The organism is Streptomyces sp. NPDC047017, from assembly GCF_040644175.1.
Classification (GTDB): Bacteria; Actinomycetota; Actinomycetes; order Streptomycetales; family Streptomycetaceae; genus Streptomyces.
Genome location: NZ_JBEYVW010000011.1, coordinates 194,280 through 208,757, shown reverse-complemented (window position 1 = coordinate 208,757; position 14,478 = coordinate 194,280). Strand labels below are relative to the sequence as shown.

The window sequence follows — 14,478 nt, the reverse complement described above, 5'->3', positions numbered from 1 at the left end:
CTACTTGTCGTGACCGGGTGTGCGACGCGACTCCCGGGGAACCGGGTCCTGGGCCGGACAGTCGGTCACGCGCAGGCGGCGTGTCCCGTCCCGGCGGGCCAGAGCGCGGGCAGCCGCGTGCGGGGTGCGGTAGGCACCGATCTCGCGGGCCGTGCCGGCGGGAACAGCGACCCAGCGGGCGGTACGGCCGTCGTCGTGGCGCCGGGTCCGGCCGAGCAGCCTGCCGTCGCAGGCCACCACCTGGATGACCCGGTGCCCGGGGAACAGCGGGGTGCACGCCAGGCCGGCCGTGCCGGCCAGCCGTGCGACGGCCTGCTCCTCGCAGATGCGCCATTTCGCGTTGACGACGGTGAGCTGGGCCGTGCGCACCGCAGCGACCGCCTCGTGATCGAGGTCTGTCATGGCAGGCTCCCGTCGGTGGCGGGCTCAGCCGCGCACCAGCCGGCGGTGGGTGACCCGGTGCGGGCGGGTCGCCTCCGGGCCGAGCCGCCGCAGCTTGTTGGCCTCGTAGTCGGCGAAGTTGCCTTCGAACCAGAACCAGTTGGCGCCGCCCTCCCAGGCGAGCACATGCGTGGCGATGCGGTCCAGGAACCACCTGTCGTGGGCGGTGATGACCGCGCAACCCGGGAAGTCGAGCAGCGCGTTCTCCAGCGACGCCAGCGTCTCGACGTCCAGGTCGTTGGTGGGCTCGTCCAGCAGCAGCAGATTGCCGCCCTGCTTCAGGGTCAGGGCGAGGTTGAGCCGGTTGCGCTCCCCTCCTGACATCACCCCCACGGGCTTCTGCTGATCGGGGCCCTTGAAGCCGAAGGTGGCCACGTAGGCGCGCGAGGGCATGTCGATGTCCCCGACCCGGATGTGGTCCAGGCCGCCGGAAACGGCCTCCCACACCGTACGGTCCGGCTCCAGGCCGGTGCGGTTCTGGTCGACGTAGGAGATCTTCACTGTGCCGCCGAGCCGCAACACACCGTCGTCCGGCTGCTCCTCGCCGACGATCATCTTGAACAGGGTGGACTTGCCCACCCCGTTGGGGCCGACGACACCGACCAGGCCGCCGCGCGGCAGGGAGAAGGACAGATCCTCCATCAGCAGCCGCTCGCCGAAGCCCTTGGTGACACGGTCCGCTTCGAGGACCAGGCCGCCCAGCCGCGGTCCCGGCGGGATCTGGATCTCCTCGAAGTCCAGCTTCCGGGCCCGGGCCGCCTCGGCCGCCAGCTCCTCGTACCGCTGCACCCGGGCCTTGGACTTGGCCTGCCGGCCCTTGGCACCTGAGCGCACCCAGGCCAGCTCGTCGGCCAGCCGCTTCTGCCGTTTGGCGTCCTTGCGGCCCTCCACCCGCAAGCGCGCCGCCTTCGTCTCCAGGTAGGTCGAGTAGTTCCCTTCGTACGGGTAGGCGTGGCCGCGGTCGATCTCCAGGATCCACTGGGCGACGTTGTCCAGGAAATAGCGGTCGTGGGTGACGGCCACGACCGTGCCCGGGTAGTCCGCCAGGTGCTGTTCCAGCCAGGCCACCGACTCGGCGTCCAGGTGGTTGGTGGGCTCGTCCAGCAGGAGCAGGTCCGGCTGGGACAGCAGCAGCCGGCACAGCGCGACGCGGCGGCGCTCGCCGCCCGACAGGTCGCGCACGGGAGCGTCCGGTGGCGGGCAGCGCAGCGCGTCCATGGCCTGGTCGAGCCGGGAGTCGAGATCCCAGGCACCGGCGTGGTCGAGAGATTCCTGGAGGGAGCCGAGTTCGTCGAGAAGCCGCTGCGTCTCCTCGCCGCCGGCCGCACCGAGACGGGCGGTGACCTCCTCGTACCGGTGCAGCGCGCCGCGGACCTCCGCCACGCCCTCCTCGACGTTGCCCTGGACGGTCGTCGTGTCGTCGAGCGACGGTTCCTGTTCCAGGATGCCGACGCTGATGCCGGGAGCCGGGAACGCGTCCCCGTTCGTGGGCCGCTCCAGCCCCGCCATGATCCGCAGCACGGTGGACTTGCCCATGCCGTTGGGACCCACCACCCCGATCTTGGCGCCCGGCAGGAAGGACAGGGTGACGTCGTCGAGGACGACCTTGTCACCATGGGCCATGCGGGCCTTGCGCATCGTGTACACGTACATCCGTGGCGCCTCCGTGGCCGGGCCGCCAGGGCGGCGGCCGGTGCTCGCAGAGGCCATCAGCACAGGACGTGCGGTCAAGGGCGAGCCTCATCGCCCGTCTCACCGTCCATGGTGCGCCCGACCGGATGCTCATGCCAACCCGGTCCCGGCGCGGCGTCCCGGGCCGGTCCCGGCGCGGCGTCCCGGGCCGGCCCCGGACCGTCGGCCCGTGGCGTCAGAGGGGCGGGCAGCCGAACCAGATGACCGCGTCGGCGTCGGCGCCGGTGTGGGCGCCGGTGTCGGCGTCGGCGTCCTCGTCGGAGGTGTGGCCGAGGCACCTGATGGTCATGCGGTGCAGGGTCTTGGTCCGGTCGGCTGGTCCGTCCAGGGAGTCGCCCTTGTGGTGGGTCTGCACGAGGGTGTCGATCTCGACGGTGTACCAGCGTCTCCCGTGGGACGGGATGCCGCACCGATGGGCGGTGATGGTGCGGCTGGGCCCGTCGTCCCACATGTCCTGCTGGGCGCGGTCGCAATGCGCCCGTTCGACGGCAGCGGCTGCGGGGGAGGCGGCGGTGCCGAGCAGGGCCGGCGCGGCTATGGCGATCGCCGCGGCGACGCGGAAGAGGTGCTTCACGGTCAGGTCCATCGGTGGGTCCTCCTGGTGCGGTCGTGACCGGCCGGAGTCGCCGGGTCATCTCTGCGTGATGGTCACACCTTCTCGGGGGGTCCGGCTCGGCAGCCGGTGTTTTGTTCCCCCGACCCGGTGATCTCGGTGCTGCCAATGCAGCAGGCCGCGGCCACGTCGCTGCCCATGCGGCAGGCAGCGGCCACGTCTCGGGCGACCCGGGGGAGGCCCGTACGTTCTGCGGGCCGCCGCCGTCTACGACTCCGACCCGGTCACCGCCCTCGGGGCCTCGGCCGCCGTCCACGCCTCCCACCCGGCCGCCGTCCTCGGGACCTCGGCGGCCGGGGGCAGGGCCGGCCCCTACGGGGTGTCGAGTCCCGCAGGGCTGCGCGGCTCCGGCCGGGCGGTGGCGGGGGTGGCCCGGCGCCCGGCCACCCGCCGGAGGAACTCCGCCCGCTGTCGGGGATCGGTGGCCAGCTCCACCGAGACATGGGCGAGGGCGGTCGCGCCGTCCAGGACGGCCCGGTCGGCGCCGGGACCGTTCCCGTACCGGGTGAAGTCCGCGGTGTGCTGGAGGGCGCCGCCGGTGTCGTAGCCGATGCACGGGTGCAGTGACGGTACGGCGTGGGAGACGTTGCCCATGTCGGTGGAGGCCGTCAACTCGCCGTGCCGGGGAACCGGTTCGCGGCCCAGGGCGCGGGCGGCCCGGAGGTAGGCGGAGGTCAGGAACGGGTCCTGGCGCAGCTCGGCGAAGTCATAGCCGTGCGGGACGAGTTCGAGGGCCGCTCCGGTGGCCAGGGCGCCCGCCTCCAGGCAGGCCCGGACCCGGCTGCGGGCGGCGACGAGGTCGTCCAGGGTGCGGGCGCGCACCTCGTAGCGGGCCCGCGCCAGCTCGGGGATGACGTTGACCGCGTGCCCCGCCTCGCGGACCACGTCGTGGACCAGGGTGCCGGGCGGCAACTGCTGGCGCAGCATGGCGACGGCCGTGTGCGCCAAGGCCACGGCGTCGAGCGCGTTCACTCCCTCCCAGGGGGCGAGCGCGGCATGGGCCGGGGTGCCGCGGTAGGTGACGTCCCAGGCGCCGACGGCGAGCGAGGAGGCGCCGACCGAGTCCTCCGGGGCCGCGTGCACCATCATCGCCGCGGCGGCGTCGTCGAACACGCCCGCTTCCAGGAGCGGCACCTTGCCCCCGATGTCCTCCTCGGCCGGGGTGCCCACCAGTTTCACGGTGATCCCGACGGTGTCCGCGACGGCCGCCAGGGCCAGGGCCGCGCCCACGGCCACCGCGCCGTTGACGTTGTGCCCGCAGGCATGCCCGATGCCCGGCAGCGCGTCGTACTCGGCGCACAGCGCGATCACCAGTTCGCCCGTGCCGTAGGTGGCGACGAGAGCGGTCGGCAGCCCGGCCGCGCCCCGGGTCACCTGGAAGCCCGCGTTCCCCAGGAGGGAGGCGATCTTCGCGGCCGACCGGTGCTCGCGCAGCGCGGTCTCCGGTTCCGCGTGCAGGCTGTGGCTCAGGCCGATCAGGTCCCCCCGCCAGGATTCGACGGCGGCCGTGACGGCCGTGAGGGCGTCCTTTTGCGAGGTGTCCGTGCGTTCGCGCGTCATGCCGCCTCCTCGGCGGGGGCGAGTCCGGGGGCCGGCGTGGCCGGGCGCCGTCCGTCACCGCGCTCGCGCGGTCCGTCGCGGAACGGCAGGCCGAGCAGTGCCCCGCCCAGCGCCACCGCCGCACAGACCCCCCACGCCCACAGGTAACCCGGCCCGGCCACACCGCCGCCGGGTCCGGGATGACCGGCGAACAGCGCGCTGATCAGCGCGGCACCGATCGCCGCCCCGAGGGAGAGCGCCAGCTCGTTGATGCCGACGGACAGGGCCGTCTCCGTCTCCTCGACCACCTCCACCGACATGGTCCGGGTGACCGCTTCGAACATCCCGGTCGCCGCACCCACCAGCAGGGCGCCGACGAGGTACTGCGGCAGCGTGTCGTGGAACAGCGTCAGCGACAGGAAGCCCAGCGCACCGAGACAGCCGGTGACGACCATCATGGCCCGGTCGCCGACGCGACGGGCCAGCCTCGGCGACGCCGTGGACCCGCAGAAGCCCGCGGTCACCATCGCCAGCGACACCAGCGCGATGGCCTGTGTCCCCAGGCCCATCCCGTAGCCGTCACCGTCCGGCCGCGCGCCGAGGAAGACGGCGTTGGCGCCGAGGAAGCCGATGGCGCCGAACGCGGCACAGAAGGTGTGCGCGCTGACGAGCCTGAGCCGCGGATTGCGCAGCAGGGAGAGGTTCACCAGCGGGTGGTCCGACCGGTGTTCCACCCTCACCCACAGGGCGAGGAGGACCGTCGCGGCCACCGCGCCGAGCGCGGAGGGCACCGACAGCCATCCCCAGGAGCCGCCCTCGGTGAGCAGCAGGATCAGCGCGCCCAGCCCGAGGGTCAGCAGGACGGCGGCCGGCGCGTTGAAGCGGCCCGCGCGCGGCGCGGTTCCGGCGGGCAGGGCGAACGCCGCCGCGAGCGCCAGCACACCGAAGGGGACCGCGGTCCACAGGCCCGCGAGGGCGTGCTCCTCGCTCAGCGAGCCGGCGACGAGGCCGCCGGTGCCGATGGACAGCAGCAGTACGCCGACGAGCACCGACATTCCCGTGCGGCCGTGTTCCGGGGCACGGGACCGCAGGATTCCGGCGAGCAGCGGGAAGAAGCCCACGACAGCGCCCTGGAGCACCATGCCCACCGCGAGCGTGGCGGTCGTCGGACGCACGGCGATCAGCAGCGAACCGGCCGCCACCATGGCGACCGCGATCCGCAGCAGCCGCCGGTGCCCCCAGATGTCACCCCACCGGGACAGCAGCGGGGTCAGCACCGCGAACGCGAGCTGCGACAGCAGGTACAGGTTGCTCTGCCCCACCCCGCCGATCCCGACGCGGTCACCCACCGCCGGCAGCAGCGGCGTCAGATATCCCTGGACCACTCCGCTGCAGACCACGATCAACGTCATGACCGCGAGCAGCCCTCGGCCACGGTCGATGGCACGCGTCATCGTCTCACCCTCTTCCCTCGCCCGGTGCCCCTGCCCGCTGCCCTTGCTCTTGGCCGGGGCACGAAGTGGTGACTACAGTGCGAGCGCCGACGGAACCGGTCGCCGACTTCGGGAGAATCGTGCGGGAGAGCCGAGCATGATGAAGGAATCGGGCAGCACCACCGAACTGGACCTCGCCCTCGTGCACGCCCTGCAGATCCAGCCGCGTGCCGCGTGGACCGACCTGGCGCCGTCGCTGGGAGTGACGGCGGTGACCCTGGCCCGCCGCTGGGAGCGACTGACCGGGGAAGGGCTGGCATGGCTGTCCGCCGTACCCGGCCCGGCCTTCTCCCGGACCCGGTGCAGCGCGTTCGTCCTCGTCAAGTGCCGGCCCGCGGCACGGGAGGCCCTGGCCGCACGGATCGCCGGGCTGGACGAGGCGGCCACCGTCGAACTGACCGCTCCGGGCGGCGCCGACCTGCTGCTGGACGTACTGGCGCGAGATATGGCCGGGGTGCACCGGTTCATCGACGAACACCTGGCCCGGCTGCCCGGCGTGACGGCGGTGGAATGCCTGTTCGCGACCTCGCTGTACACGGAGGGCAGCCGGTGGCGGCTCGGTTCCCTGGACTCCGCCCAGCTCTCCGCCCTGGCCCGTCCCGACCGGACGGACCAGGGCGGCGAGCGGTCCAGGGCCGCGCTCGGGGACATCGACCGGGAACTGCTGGAGGCCCTGGCCCACGACGGTCGCCTCGGACTGGCCGCGCTGGCCGAGCGCCTGGGCACCAGCGCCGCGACCGTCCGGCGCCGGCTCGGCGGACTCACCCGCTCGGGAACGGTCGCGTTCCGCTGCGACATGGCCCGGCACCTGACGGGACTCCCGGTGAGCGTGACCTTCCGCGGCCGCGCACCGGTCAGGGACGCCAACGGCCTGCACCGTACCCTGGCGACCCTGCCCGGCTGCCGGCTGGTCGCCGCCGTCACCGGCGGCGCCAACCTCCTCGCCACCTACTGGCTGCCGAGCATCGGAGCCGTACAGCACCACGAGACGGCGATGCACGCCCGGCTGCCGTCCCTGGAGATCACCGACCGGGTCATCGGCGTCCGCACCGTCAAACGCATGGGCCACCTGCTGGACGCCGACGGACGCCGTGTCGCGACGCGGCCGATCCAGTGCTGGTAGAAGCTGCTATAGTGCCGACACACGTAAGCCTTCTCGGCGCGGACCACGATCCGCCGAGGAGGCTTTTTTCATGCCCGGGCGAGCGCGACCCGAGCACCGGTGCGGATGCGACCGTGCCGCAGCACCGCAGCCACCTGGCGGGCAGTCAGGAAGGTGGCCGGCAAGCCAGCGCGTGCGTCCCGTGACGAACCGTCGCATGTCCGCCCCGCCCCCCCCCGTAGTGAGGAGCCTCTTTCATGAGTCAGCGAACGAACACCGCCGCAGCCGCCGGTACATGGCGACTCGGTGATCTGACCGTCAACCGCCTCGGGTTCGGCGCGATGCGCCTGACCGGTACCGCGCCCTTCGACAGAGGTGTCCCGCGCGACCGGGAGCAGTCGATCGCCCTGCTCCGGCGAGCGGTCGAGCTGGGTGCGAACCACATCGACACGGCCGCCTACTACTTCTCGACGACACGTTCCGCGAACGAGCTGATCAACCGGGCACTGGCGCCGTACCCGGAGGACCTCGTCATCGCGACCAAGGTCTGGCCGGGCCGCGACGCCTCGGGCGCGTGGTGGTGGGCCACACCGGAGCAGCTGCGTGGCCAGGTGGAGGAGAACCTGCGGCAACTCGGCCGGGATCACCTGGACGTGGTGAACCTGCGGGTGCCGCCGAGTCGGCGGACACGAGCGATCAGCGACCACTTCGCAGCGCTGGCGGAACTGCGCGATGCCGGACTGATCCGGCACCTGGGCGTCTCCCATGTCACCGCCGCCCAATTGACCGAGGCCCGCGCCATCGCCCCCGTCGCCTGCGTGCAGAACCCGTACGGAGTCGGCGCGTCGAGCGACGACCAGGCCCTGCTGCACCACTGCGGCGAACTCGGCATCGCCTTCGTCCCGTTCTTCGCGATCGCCGGACCCGGGCGGGAGGCGGGTCCGGTGGCCGAGGACGGGGAGGAGGTGCGCGCCGTCGCCCGGGCGCGCCGGGTCTCCCCGGCCCAGGTCCGGCTGGCCTGGACCCTGCACCAGGGCCCCCATGTGCTGGCCATCCCCGGGACCGGCGACCCGGACCACCTCGCGCAGAACATGGCGGTCGGCGCACTGCGGCTCTCGGCGGAGGAACTGGAACTCATCGGCCTGGCTGCGACCGGCGGCGCGGCATAGCCCCGAAGGCCGGTCGTACGGGACCCGCTTGCCGCGTTCCGATGCCGTGAACCGTACTCGGAGGGAGAGCAGCTCCATCAGGGCGTTGACGTCACCGCCGGCCGCGGCGGTGCGGAACCGCTCGGTGGCCTGGCGCCGGTGTGCCCGGTCCGCGGCGGAGCGCGGCCGCCGGGCCCGGACCTGACATGCGACTGGCGTGGGGCAGGTCACGGCGCGAACCCAGGCTCGCCGCACGGCGGTTGAACAGGCCTGCGGAGCCGTCCCGCCCGCCGTGGGGGAGAGGAGTGTGGGGGATCAGTTCGCGGGCGTCACAGGCTGGAGGAAGGCGCGGCGGTCAGGACGTCCGCCGTCTGGGTGAGGTGCAGGGCCAGGACCTCGGCCGCGGTGTCGGCGTCGCGGGCGAGTGCCGCCTCCTCCAGCCGGCGGTGCTCCAGGGCGCCGTCCCGGTCGGGATCGCGGTGCGCCGACCAGCGGCGGGTCAGCTCGCTGGCGGTCCACATCCGGTCGAAGGTCTCCAGCAGGACGGGGTTGCCGCAGCCCTCCAGAAGGGTGCGGTGGAAGAGGCGGTGGGCCTCGGACCACGCACTGCTGTAGTACTCGCCTTCCTCCGGCGCGTGCACCGGAGTGCGGACCAGGCGGTGGTGGGCGGCGCGTACGCGGGCCTCCCAGTCGACATCGCCGCGCTCGATGGACATGCGCAGCATGACCGGCTCGATGGTCCGGCGCGCCTCCGCGATCTGCTGCCAGCGGTGGTCGGAGAAGGCCGGGACGGCGAAGCCGCGGTTGGGCAGCCGGTCGGCGAAGCCCTCGCCGACCAGCCGCACGAGTGCCTCGCGCACCACGGCCAGGCTCACGCCCTGCTCCTTGGCGAGGACTTGCGGCTTGAGGGCGTCGCCGGGGGCGTGGTCGCCGCGCAGGATCGCGTCCCGCAGCTGTGCGTAGACCTGCTCGGAGAGCATCTGCTTTCCGGAGGGGGGTGAGGGCTGAGCCGTACCAGTCATGAGCCTCAGTGTAGACGATCCCTCGAATAATCGATTATCTGTGTTACTGTCGATTCGGTGGTGATCGGAAGACGCGACGGCCCCGACTCGGTGGGTTTTGCCGTAGTGCCCGGCTGTCGACCCCGCGGCCCGCGGCCCCGGACGTCGCCCGCACCGCCACCCCAGCACAGCCCTGAAAGGAACACCGCGATGAGCGCCAACGACCCCTTCGCCCGCCTCCCGGAGGCGGCGTCCTTCACCGTCACCAGCACCACCGTCACCGACGGGGCCGCCTGGCCGTCCGAGCAGCACGCCTCCGGCCTGCCCGGCGGGAAGGACATCTCCCCGCAGCTGTCCTGGAGCGGCGCACCCGACGGCACCAAGAGCTACGCCGTCACCGTGTACGACCCCGACGCCCCCACCGGCTCCGGCTTCTGGCACTGGGCGGTCGCCGACATCCCCGCCACGGTCACCGAGCTGCCCGAGGGCGCCGGCGACGAGACCGGCTCGACCCTGCCCGAAGGGGCCTTCCAACTGCCCAACGACATGCGGCTGGCCCGCTACATGGGCGCCGCCCCGCCGGCCGGACACGGCCCCCACCGCTACTTCGTCGTGGTGCACGCCCTCGACGTCGCCGCCATCGGGGTCCCCGCCGACGCCACCCCGGCCGTCTTCGGCTTCACCATGGCCGGTCACATCCTCGGCCGGGCGGTGCTGACCGCCACCGCCGAGACGCCCGCCTGACCACGGGCATGTCCCGGCTCATAGACACCACCGAGAGGTATCTGCGCATCCTCCTCGAACTCGAGGAGGAAGGCGTGGTCCCGCTGCGCGCCCGCATCGCCGAGCGCCTGGACCAGAGCGGTCCGACGGTCAGCCAGACCGTGGCCCGCATGGAACGCGACGGCCTGCTGCGCGTGGCCGGCGACCGGCACCTCGAACTGACCGACGAGGGCCGCCGGACGGCCGTACGCGTCCTGCGCAAGCACCGGCTCGCGGAGTGCCTGCTCCTCGACGTGATCGGCCTGGAATGGGAGGAGGTCCACACCGAAGCCTGCCGTTGGGAACACGTCATGAGCGAGGCCGTCGAACGCCGCGTCCTGCACCTGCTGCGGCACCCGACGCACTCACCGTACGGCAACCCGATCCCGGGCCTGGCGGAACTCGGTCCTGGCTCCGGCGTCGGTCCCGGTCCCGGTGTCGGCCTCGGTGGGGACGACACCGTGGAGCCAGGCTTCGACGGCACCACGGTCAGCCTCAGCGACATGGAGACCGGTCCGGACGGTGTGAACGCGGTCGTACGCCGTATCGGAGAGCCGGCACAGACCGACTCACGGCTGATGTACGCCCTGCGGTACGCCGGGGTGCGCCCCGGCACGGTCGTGAGTGTGACGTCGTCGCCCGGCGGCGTCACGGTCGGTACCGGCCGGGCGACCGTCGAAGTGCCCACGCCGACCGCCGCGCACGTCTTCGTGGCCGAACACTGAGCCGGCCGTCATCACCGCCCCGCTGCCCGGCCCCGCCGGGCCCGGGGCGGTGCGGCGAGCGGTTGGCTTCACGTCGCTGAGAGGGGACGAATGCGCGTCGAACACCGACTCCGGGGCATCCGCACTGCACGGCAGCCTGTCGGCTGCGGATTCGACTCGCGACGCCCGACCGGAAGGACGCACATCATGCTGGCCATCGCCTCCGCGGTCCTGTTCTTCATCTCCTTTCTGATCAACGCGGCTGACATCTCGACGAACCACACCTTCACCTCGACCAACATCATGCTCCTCGGCCTCATCCTGCTCGCCCTGCATCTCGCGGGTGTGGGGACCGGTTGGGCGGTCCGCGGCCGCAGGCGCTGAGGGCGGCGCGGGACAGGCCGCTGCCGAGGACGGCCCGGCGCCGCGCCCGCCACGGCGAGCGACGGCGCCTGCGGCCTGACGCGGCGACGGTCGAAGCGGCGGAGCCTGACGGTCAACGCGGCGAAGTCTCACGTACCTCGGGTGCCTTGGGTGCCTCGGGTGGGAGGCCGCGCACGACGACGGCGTACGATCCCGCGCCCAGGAGCCGGCTGCCGGCGAGCTGGTGGCCGTGGCTGGTGAAGAGGGTGTGGATGAGGCCGCTGTCCGGATGGAAGGACAGGTCGTCCAACGTGCCGATGTCCTCACCGAGTTCGGTCAGCAGCCGTTTGCCCAGCAACTCCTCCTCTTCCCGGTCGGTCACCGTGACCGGTGTGGTCCGGGCGGCGTCCACGATGACCGCGTCCGGCCCCACCGCCTGGAGGTCGGCCCACGCGATCAGGCCGGCACCGGACTTCGCGCCGTGCAGGCGCAGAGCGGTGATCCGGGTGCGCCGCGCGTCCACCACGAGGCTCTGGACCGTGCCGAGACGGCGGGCGTCCCCGACGTCGATGACGTTTCGGCCGAGGGTCGTGCTCAGGACCATCGTCACAGTCGTTTCTCCGTACTCCTCGGGGTGAACGGGTCGGCCGTACCCATCCGGGCGAGGACGTGGGCGAACTCGGTCAGGTTCTCGGCGACATGACAGGTGTCCTCTTCCGGGATCACCAGTGTGTCGCCGGTCATGGCCGGTTCGCCGCGCAGGGCCAGGTAGAGCGTGCGCTCGCTCTTGCGCAGGGCCTCGGTGGAGGCGATCTCCACACCGACCAGGAGCCCGCTGCCGCCTGACGCGATGACGACGTCCAGCACGGTGCCCACGGCCACACCACGATCGGTGAGCACCGTGGCGCCGTGGAGCCGGCCGTGGGACGCCTCGGTGGCCGAGGCGATGGCGGCCGGCTCGACGAGTACTTCGGCGGTCGGGATCATCACCGCGGCCGGTCCCAGAGCGTGGACGCCCGTCCAGGGCAGGCTCCGGCGCAGGGGACCGGCGAACAGGCCCCTTCCCGCCAGCGTGAACCCGGCGACCCTTCCGCCGAGCGCGTCGACGACGGTGTCCTTGATCTGGGCGACGGCCTCACCGTCCAGCGTCACCACCGGCCGCCCGGTCAGCTCCGCACCCGTGAAGAGTTCCGCCATCACATCCTCCGCCCTGCGGAACGGTTCCGCCGCACCACGATCACGCGGCCGCGGCGCCTGCGCGCCTGCACCGCCAGCACGGAACCGAACAGCACAGCGATCACGATCACGGCTGCGACCAGCCACACCCACCAACCCATCGCCCACCTCCTTGACGTACGCCACCGGCCCGCCGACCATGTGCCGTCCCGGCTGCCTGCCTCACGCGGAGAAGACCGCTGTCAGACACCTACCCGGAGAACCCCCGTTCCATGGTGGCCGCCGGCCGACAGCTCAATCTTCGGCACTCTTCGGAGGCGAACTGCCGCAACACGGCCCCGCCGGAGCGTTTTCCGGGTTCGTCCGCCCCCCCCCGGTCACCATCACTGGCCGGGGAAAATCCCGGTGAGGCAAGCCATCAGTTGCCCCGGTGCGTCTTCCTGGAGAAGATGGCCCGCACCCTCGATCCAGTGCAACTCGGCGTGCGGGACGCGCTCGTGCAGCCAGTGGGCGTACTCCGGGGGGAGGATGCGGTCCTCGCGGCCCCAGACGAGACGTACCGGAAGCGACATCCCGCTCAGCAGGTGCTCGTACGCCGCGGTGTCCGTCTGCCTGATCTGGCGGTACTGGCGGTAGAACGCGGCCTGCCCCTCGGCTCCCCGCCACGGCGCGAGGAACGCGTCGAGGACTTCCGGCCGGAGGCCGACGTGCGTGGCGTGCCGTATGTGGGCGGCGACCAGCGCTTCGTGCGCGTAGTCCGGGAGCTGCCGGAAGACGTCCGCGTGCTCCAGGATGAGCTGGAAGAGCCCGCGCTCCCACTCACCGCCGCTGACGGCGTCGAAGAGGGTCAGGTCCCGGTAACTCCTCTCCTCCAGCAGCAGGGTCCGCAGTGCCACGGCGCCGCCGATGTCGTGGGCGACGACGCTGGGGCCGGACAGGTCCCAGTGGTCGAGGAGCCGGGCGAAGGTCCTGGCGTGCGCCGCCAGGCTGAGATCCTGGCCCTCGCGCTGGTCCGACTGGCCGAAGCCGAGGTGGTCGAAGACGAAGACCCTGCGGGTGCGGGCGAGCGCTGGAGCGATGTCCCGCCAGAGGTAGGAGGAATACGGTGTGCCGTGCACCAGCACGACCGGGTCTCCGCTCCCGAGGGCGCTCCACCGCACCACCCCGTCGGGTGTCTCGAATTCCTCGCCGAGTGTCCAGTTCACTGGTGATCTCCTCCCGGAGTGATCAATGTGATCAATGTCTTGGAACAGATCCAGTCCCCTCGAACCGCACAGGTGACACCAGACGATCACGTGCGAAGCATCTCGAATGTCAGGACTTTGACACCTGGGGGACGTGGGACTAGCGTCGACCTTGTCAAAGTGCTGACAATGAGAGAAGGAGACACTGATGCCCACCGGCATTGACGGACCCGACGTCCACGCTCTGGCCGTTCGCGGGGTTCGACTGTGACCGCCGCGTCCTTCGTCCCCCAGGGCCCCTTCTCGCTGGCCGCCTCCATCCGGTTCCTGGAGGGCTTCACCCCCGCCTCCTACGACCACGCCGACGACGACGTACTGCGTCTGGCCTTCCCCGCTGACGACAACCACCACGTCATCGGCTGCGCCCTGCGGCAGAAGCAGGCTGCGGCAGGTGGTACCGGCCCGGTCACCGCCGACCTCACCCTCCACCCGGGCGACGGCGGACCGATCGACCCCGGCGAGGCGGAGTGGGCGGCCGCCCGCGCGCAAGTCGCGCGCATCCTGTCCCTGGACGTCGACGGCTCCGGTTTCCCGGCGCTCGGTGCACACGACCCGGTGGTCGCGAGCCTGCAAGCCGAATTCCCCGGTCTGCGCCCGGTCTGCTTCCACTCGCCCTACGAGGCCGCCGCCTGGGCGATCATCGGCAACCGCATCCGCAGGTCACAGGCCGCCGCCGTCAAGGCCCGGATCGCCCGCGACCACGGTCGGCCCGTCCTGGTCGCGGGACAGACCCTCCATGCCTTCCCCGTCCCGGACGACCTGCGCCGCCTGGACGACATCCCGGGCTTGACCGACGTCAAGGTCGAGCGTCTCCACGCCCTGGCCGAAGCGACCCTCGACGGACACCTCGACGCCGCCTCCCTGCGCGCCCGGAGCGCCGACGACGCGCTGAAAGCACTCCAGGAACTTCCAGGCATCGGCCCGTTCTCCGCCGAGCTGATCCTCATCCGGGGTGCGGGCCACCCCGACGTCTTCCCCGCCTGCGAACCTCGCGTCCACCGCGCCACGGCCACCGAGTACGGCCTCGACGCAGCCACCGCCGACGATCCGGGCCGCCTCGCGGCGCTCGCCGAGACCTGGCGCCCGTACCGTAGCTGGATCGCGCTGCTGCTGCGCGCCCGCATGCAGGACCGCGCGTACCGCTGACGAGCTGGTGCACGGCAGCGGCCGGCCGGGCGTCGTGGTCCGCTACGAGGCTTG

The 14,478-nt window shown here is 72.3% G+C and carries 16 protein-coding genes, 1 pseudogene and 1 riboswitch; of the genes and pseudogenes, 6 read left to right on the top strand and 11 right to left on the bottom strand.

All coding sequences use genetic code 11. From position 1 onward, the window contains the following. The 5 genes from ABZ858_RS20345 to ABZ858_RS20325 form a co-directional block, all read right to left on the bottom strand. Window positions 1-402: a hypothetical protein gene (locus tag ABZ858_RS20345; protein WP_361380064.1), complete on the bottom strand. Its 402-nt coding sequence runs from the start codon at window positions 400-402 to the stop codon at window positions 1-3. A 24-nt stretch (window positions 403-426) separates the two neighbouring features. Continuing rightward, window positions 427-2,094 (bottom strand): energy-dependent translational throttle protein EttA, encoded by a 1,668-nt coding sequence (gene ettA, locus ABZ858_RS20340; protein ID WP_361380061.1) that lies wholly within the window; start codon window positions 2,092-2,094, stop codon window positions 427-429. A 40-nt stretch (window positions 2,095-2,134) separates the two neighbouring features. Further along, a riboswitch (Fluoride riboswitch) is annotated at window positions 2,135-2,198 on the bottom strand. 110 nt (window positions 2,199-2,308) lie between these two features. Beyond that, complete coding sequence (locus ABZ858_RS20335) at window positions 2,309-2,719, bottom strand: hypothetical protein (RefSeq protein ID WP_361380058.1); 411 nt, start codon at window positions 2,717-2,719, stop codon at window positions 2,309-2,311. A gap of 339 nt (window positions 2,720-3,058) precedes the next feature. Then, a complete protein-coding gene (locus ABZ858_RS20330; RefSeq protein WP_361380056.1) occupies window positions 3,059-4,306 on the bottom strand; it encodes an amidohydrolase in 1,248 nt (415 codons plus the stop codon). After that, window positions 4,303-5,739, bottom strand: a complete 1,437-nt coding sequence (locus tag ABZ858_RS20325) for an MFS transporter (RefSeq protein ID WP_361380054.1) — start codon at window positions 5,737-5,739, stop codon at window positions 4,303-4,305. The genes ABZ858_RS20330 and ABZ858_RS20325 overlap by 4 nt, the downstream gene beginning before the upstream one ends. A 136-nt stretch (window positions 5,740-5,875) precedes the next feature. Between ABZ858_RS20325 and ABZ858_RS20320 the strand changes: the two genes are divergently transcribed. Beyond that, window positions 5,876-6,901: an Lrp/AsnC family transcriptional regulator gene (locus ABZ858_RS20320; RefSeq protein ID WP_361380051.1), complete on the top strand. Its 1,026-nt coding sequence runs from the start codon at window positions 5,876-5,878 to the stop codon at window positions 6,899-6,901. Window positions 6,902-7,137: 236 nt separating this feature from the next. Then, entirely contained in the window at window positions 7,138-8,049 is a 912-nt protein-coding gene (locus ABZ858_RS20315; protein ID WP_361380048.1) for an aldo/keto reductase, read from the top strand. A 63-nt stretch (window positions 8,050-8,112) separates the two neighbouring features. Here ABZ858_RS20315 and ABZ858_RS20310 read toward each other — a convergent pair. Beyond that, window positions 8,113-8,229, bottom strand: a pseudogene (locus tag ABZ858_RS20310) (RNA polymerase subunit sigma-24); the annotation flags it as partial. Window positions 8,230-8,357: 128 nt separating this feature from the next. Beyond that, window positions 8,358-9,050, bottom strand: coding sequence for a GntR family transcriptional regulator (locus ABZ858_RS20305; protein ID WP_361380045.1), 693 nt, complete (start codon window positions 9,048-9,050; stop codon window positions 8,358-8,360). Between the two features lie 189 nt (window positions 9,051-9,239). On the opposite strand from ABZ858_RS20305, the gene ABZ858_RS20300 reads away from it, so the two are divergent. The 3 genes from ABZ858_RS20300 (at window position 9,240) to ABZ858_RS20290 (ending at window position 10,879) form a co-directional block, all read left to right on the top strand. Continuing rightward, on the top strand, window positions 9,240-9,773 hold the full coding sequence (locus ABZ858_RS20300) for a YbhB/YbcL family Raf kinase inhibitor-like protein (protein ID WP_361380042.1): 534 nt from the start codon (window positions 9,240-9,242) through the stop codon (window positions 9,771-9,773). An 8-nt stretch (window positions 9,774-9,781) separates the two neighbouring features. Then, window positions 9,782-10,516 (top strand): iron dependent repressor, metal binding and dimerization domain protein, encoded by a 735-nt coding sequence (locus ABZ858_RS20295; RefSeq protein WP_361380040.1) that lies wholly within the window; start codon window positions 9,782-9,784, stop codon window positions 10,514-10,516. A gap of 186 nt (window positions 10,517-10,702) precedes the next feature. Continuing rightward, window positions 10,703-10,879, top strand: a complete 177-nt coding sequence (locus tag ABZ858_RS20290; protein WP_361380037.1) for a hypothetical protein — start codon at window positions 10,703-10,705, stop codon at window positions 10,877-10,879. 112 nt (window positions 10,880-10,991) lie between these two features. On the opposite strand, the gene ABZ858_RS20285 is transcribed toward ABZ858_RS20290, so the two are convergent. From ABZ858_RS20285 to ABZ858_RS20270, 4 genes are all read right to left on the bottom strand, one after another. Further along, entirely contained in the window at window positions 10,992-11,468 is a 477-nt protein-coding gene (locus tag ABZ858_RS20285) for a hypothetical protein (RefSeq protein ID WP_361380034.1), read from the bottom strand. Next, window positions 11,465-12,055 (bottom strand): PRC-barrel domain-containing protein, encoded by a 591-nt coding sequence (locus ABZ858_RS20280; RefSeq protein ID WP_361380031.1) that lies wholly within the window; start codon window positions 12,053-12,055, stop codon window positions 11,465-11,467. Before ABZ858_RS20280 ends, ABZ858_RS20285 begins: the two co-directional genes overlap by 4 nt. After that, complete coding sequence (locus ABZ858_RS20275; RefSeq protein ID WP_361380028.1) at window positions 12,055-12,195, bottom strand: hypothetical protein; 141 nt, start codon at window positions 12,193-12,195, stop codon at window positions 12,055-12,057. Before ABZ858_RS20275 ends, ABZ858_RS20280 begins: the two co-directional genes overlap by 1 nt. A gap of 222 nt (window positions 12,196-12,417) precedes the next feature. After that, complete coding sequence (locus tag ABZ858_RS20270; protein ID WP_361380025.1) at window positions 12,418-13,239, bottom strand: alpha/beta hydrolase; 822 nt, start codon at window positions 13,237-13,239, stop codon at window positions 12,418-12,420. Between the two features lie 246 nt (window positions 13,240-13,485). Between ABZ858_RS20270 and ABZ858_RS20265 the strand changes: the two genes are divergently transcribed. After that, window positions 13,486-14,424, top strand: a complete 939-nt coding sequence (locus tag ABZ858_RS20265; protein WP_361380022.1) for a DNA-3-methyladenine glycosylase 2 family protein — start codon at window positions 13,486-13,488, stop codon at window positions 14,422-14,424. The last annotated feature ends 54 nt before the right edge of the window (window positions 14,425-14,478 follow it).

Bases quoted from the DNA above. Each gene is read 5' to 3' on its own strand.
- ABZ858_RS20345 (WP_361380064.1), bottom strand. From the start codon at position 402: ATGACAGACCTCGATCACGAGGCGGTCGCTGCGGTGCGCACGGCCCAG.
- ettA (WP_361380061.1), bottom strand. From the start codon at position 2,094: ATGTACGTGTACACGATGCGCAAGGCCCGCATGGCCCATGGTGACAAG.
- ABZ858_RS20335 (WP_361380058.1), bottom strand. From the start codon at position 2,719: ATGGACCTGACCGTGAAGCACCTCTTCCGCGTCGCCGCGGCGATCGCC.
- ABZ858_RS20330 (WP_361380056.1), bottom strand. From the start codon at position 4,306: ATGACGCGCGAACGCACGGACACCTCGCAAAAGGACGCCCTCACGGCC.
- ABZ858_RS20325 (WP_361380054.1), bottom strand. From the start codon at position 5,739: ATGACGCGTGCCATCGACCGTGGCCGAGGGCTGCTCGCGGTCATGACG.
- ABZ858_RS20320 (WP_361380051.1), top strand. From the start codon at position 5,876: ATGATGAAGGAATCGGGCAGCACCACCGAACTGGACCTCGCCCTCGTG.
- ABZ858_RS20315 (WP_361380048.1), top strand. From the start codon at position 7,138: ATGAGTCAGCGAACGAACACCGCCGCAGCCGCCGGTACATGGCGACTC.
- ABZ858_RS20305 (WP_361380045.1), bottom strand. From the start codon at position 9,050: ATGACTGGTACGGCTCAGCCCTCACCCCCCTCCGGAAAGCAGATGCTC.
- ABZ858_RS20300 (WP_361380042.1), top strand. From the start codon at position 9,240: ATGAGCGCCAACGACCCCTTCGCCCGCCTCCCGGAGGCGGCGTCCTTC.
- ABZ858_RS20295 (WP_361380040.1), top strand. From the start codon at position 9,782: ATGTCCCGGCTCATAGACACCACCGAGAGGTATCTGCGCATCCTCCTC.
- ABZ858_RS20290 (WP_361380037.1), top strand. From the start codon at position 10,703: ATGCTGGCCATCGCCTCCGCGGTCCTGTTCTTCATCTCCTTTCTGATC.
- ABZ858_RS20280 (WP_361380031.1), bottom strand. From the start codon at position 12,055: ATGGCGGAACTCTTCACGGGTGCGGAGCTGACCGGGCGGCCGGTGGTG.
- ABZ858_RS20275 (WP_361380028.1), bottom strand. From the start codon at position 12,195: ATGGGTTGGTGGGTGTGGCTGGTCGCAGCCGTGATCGTGATCGCTGTG.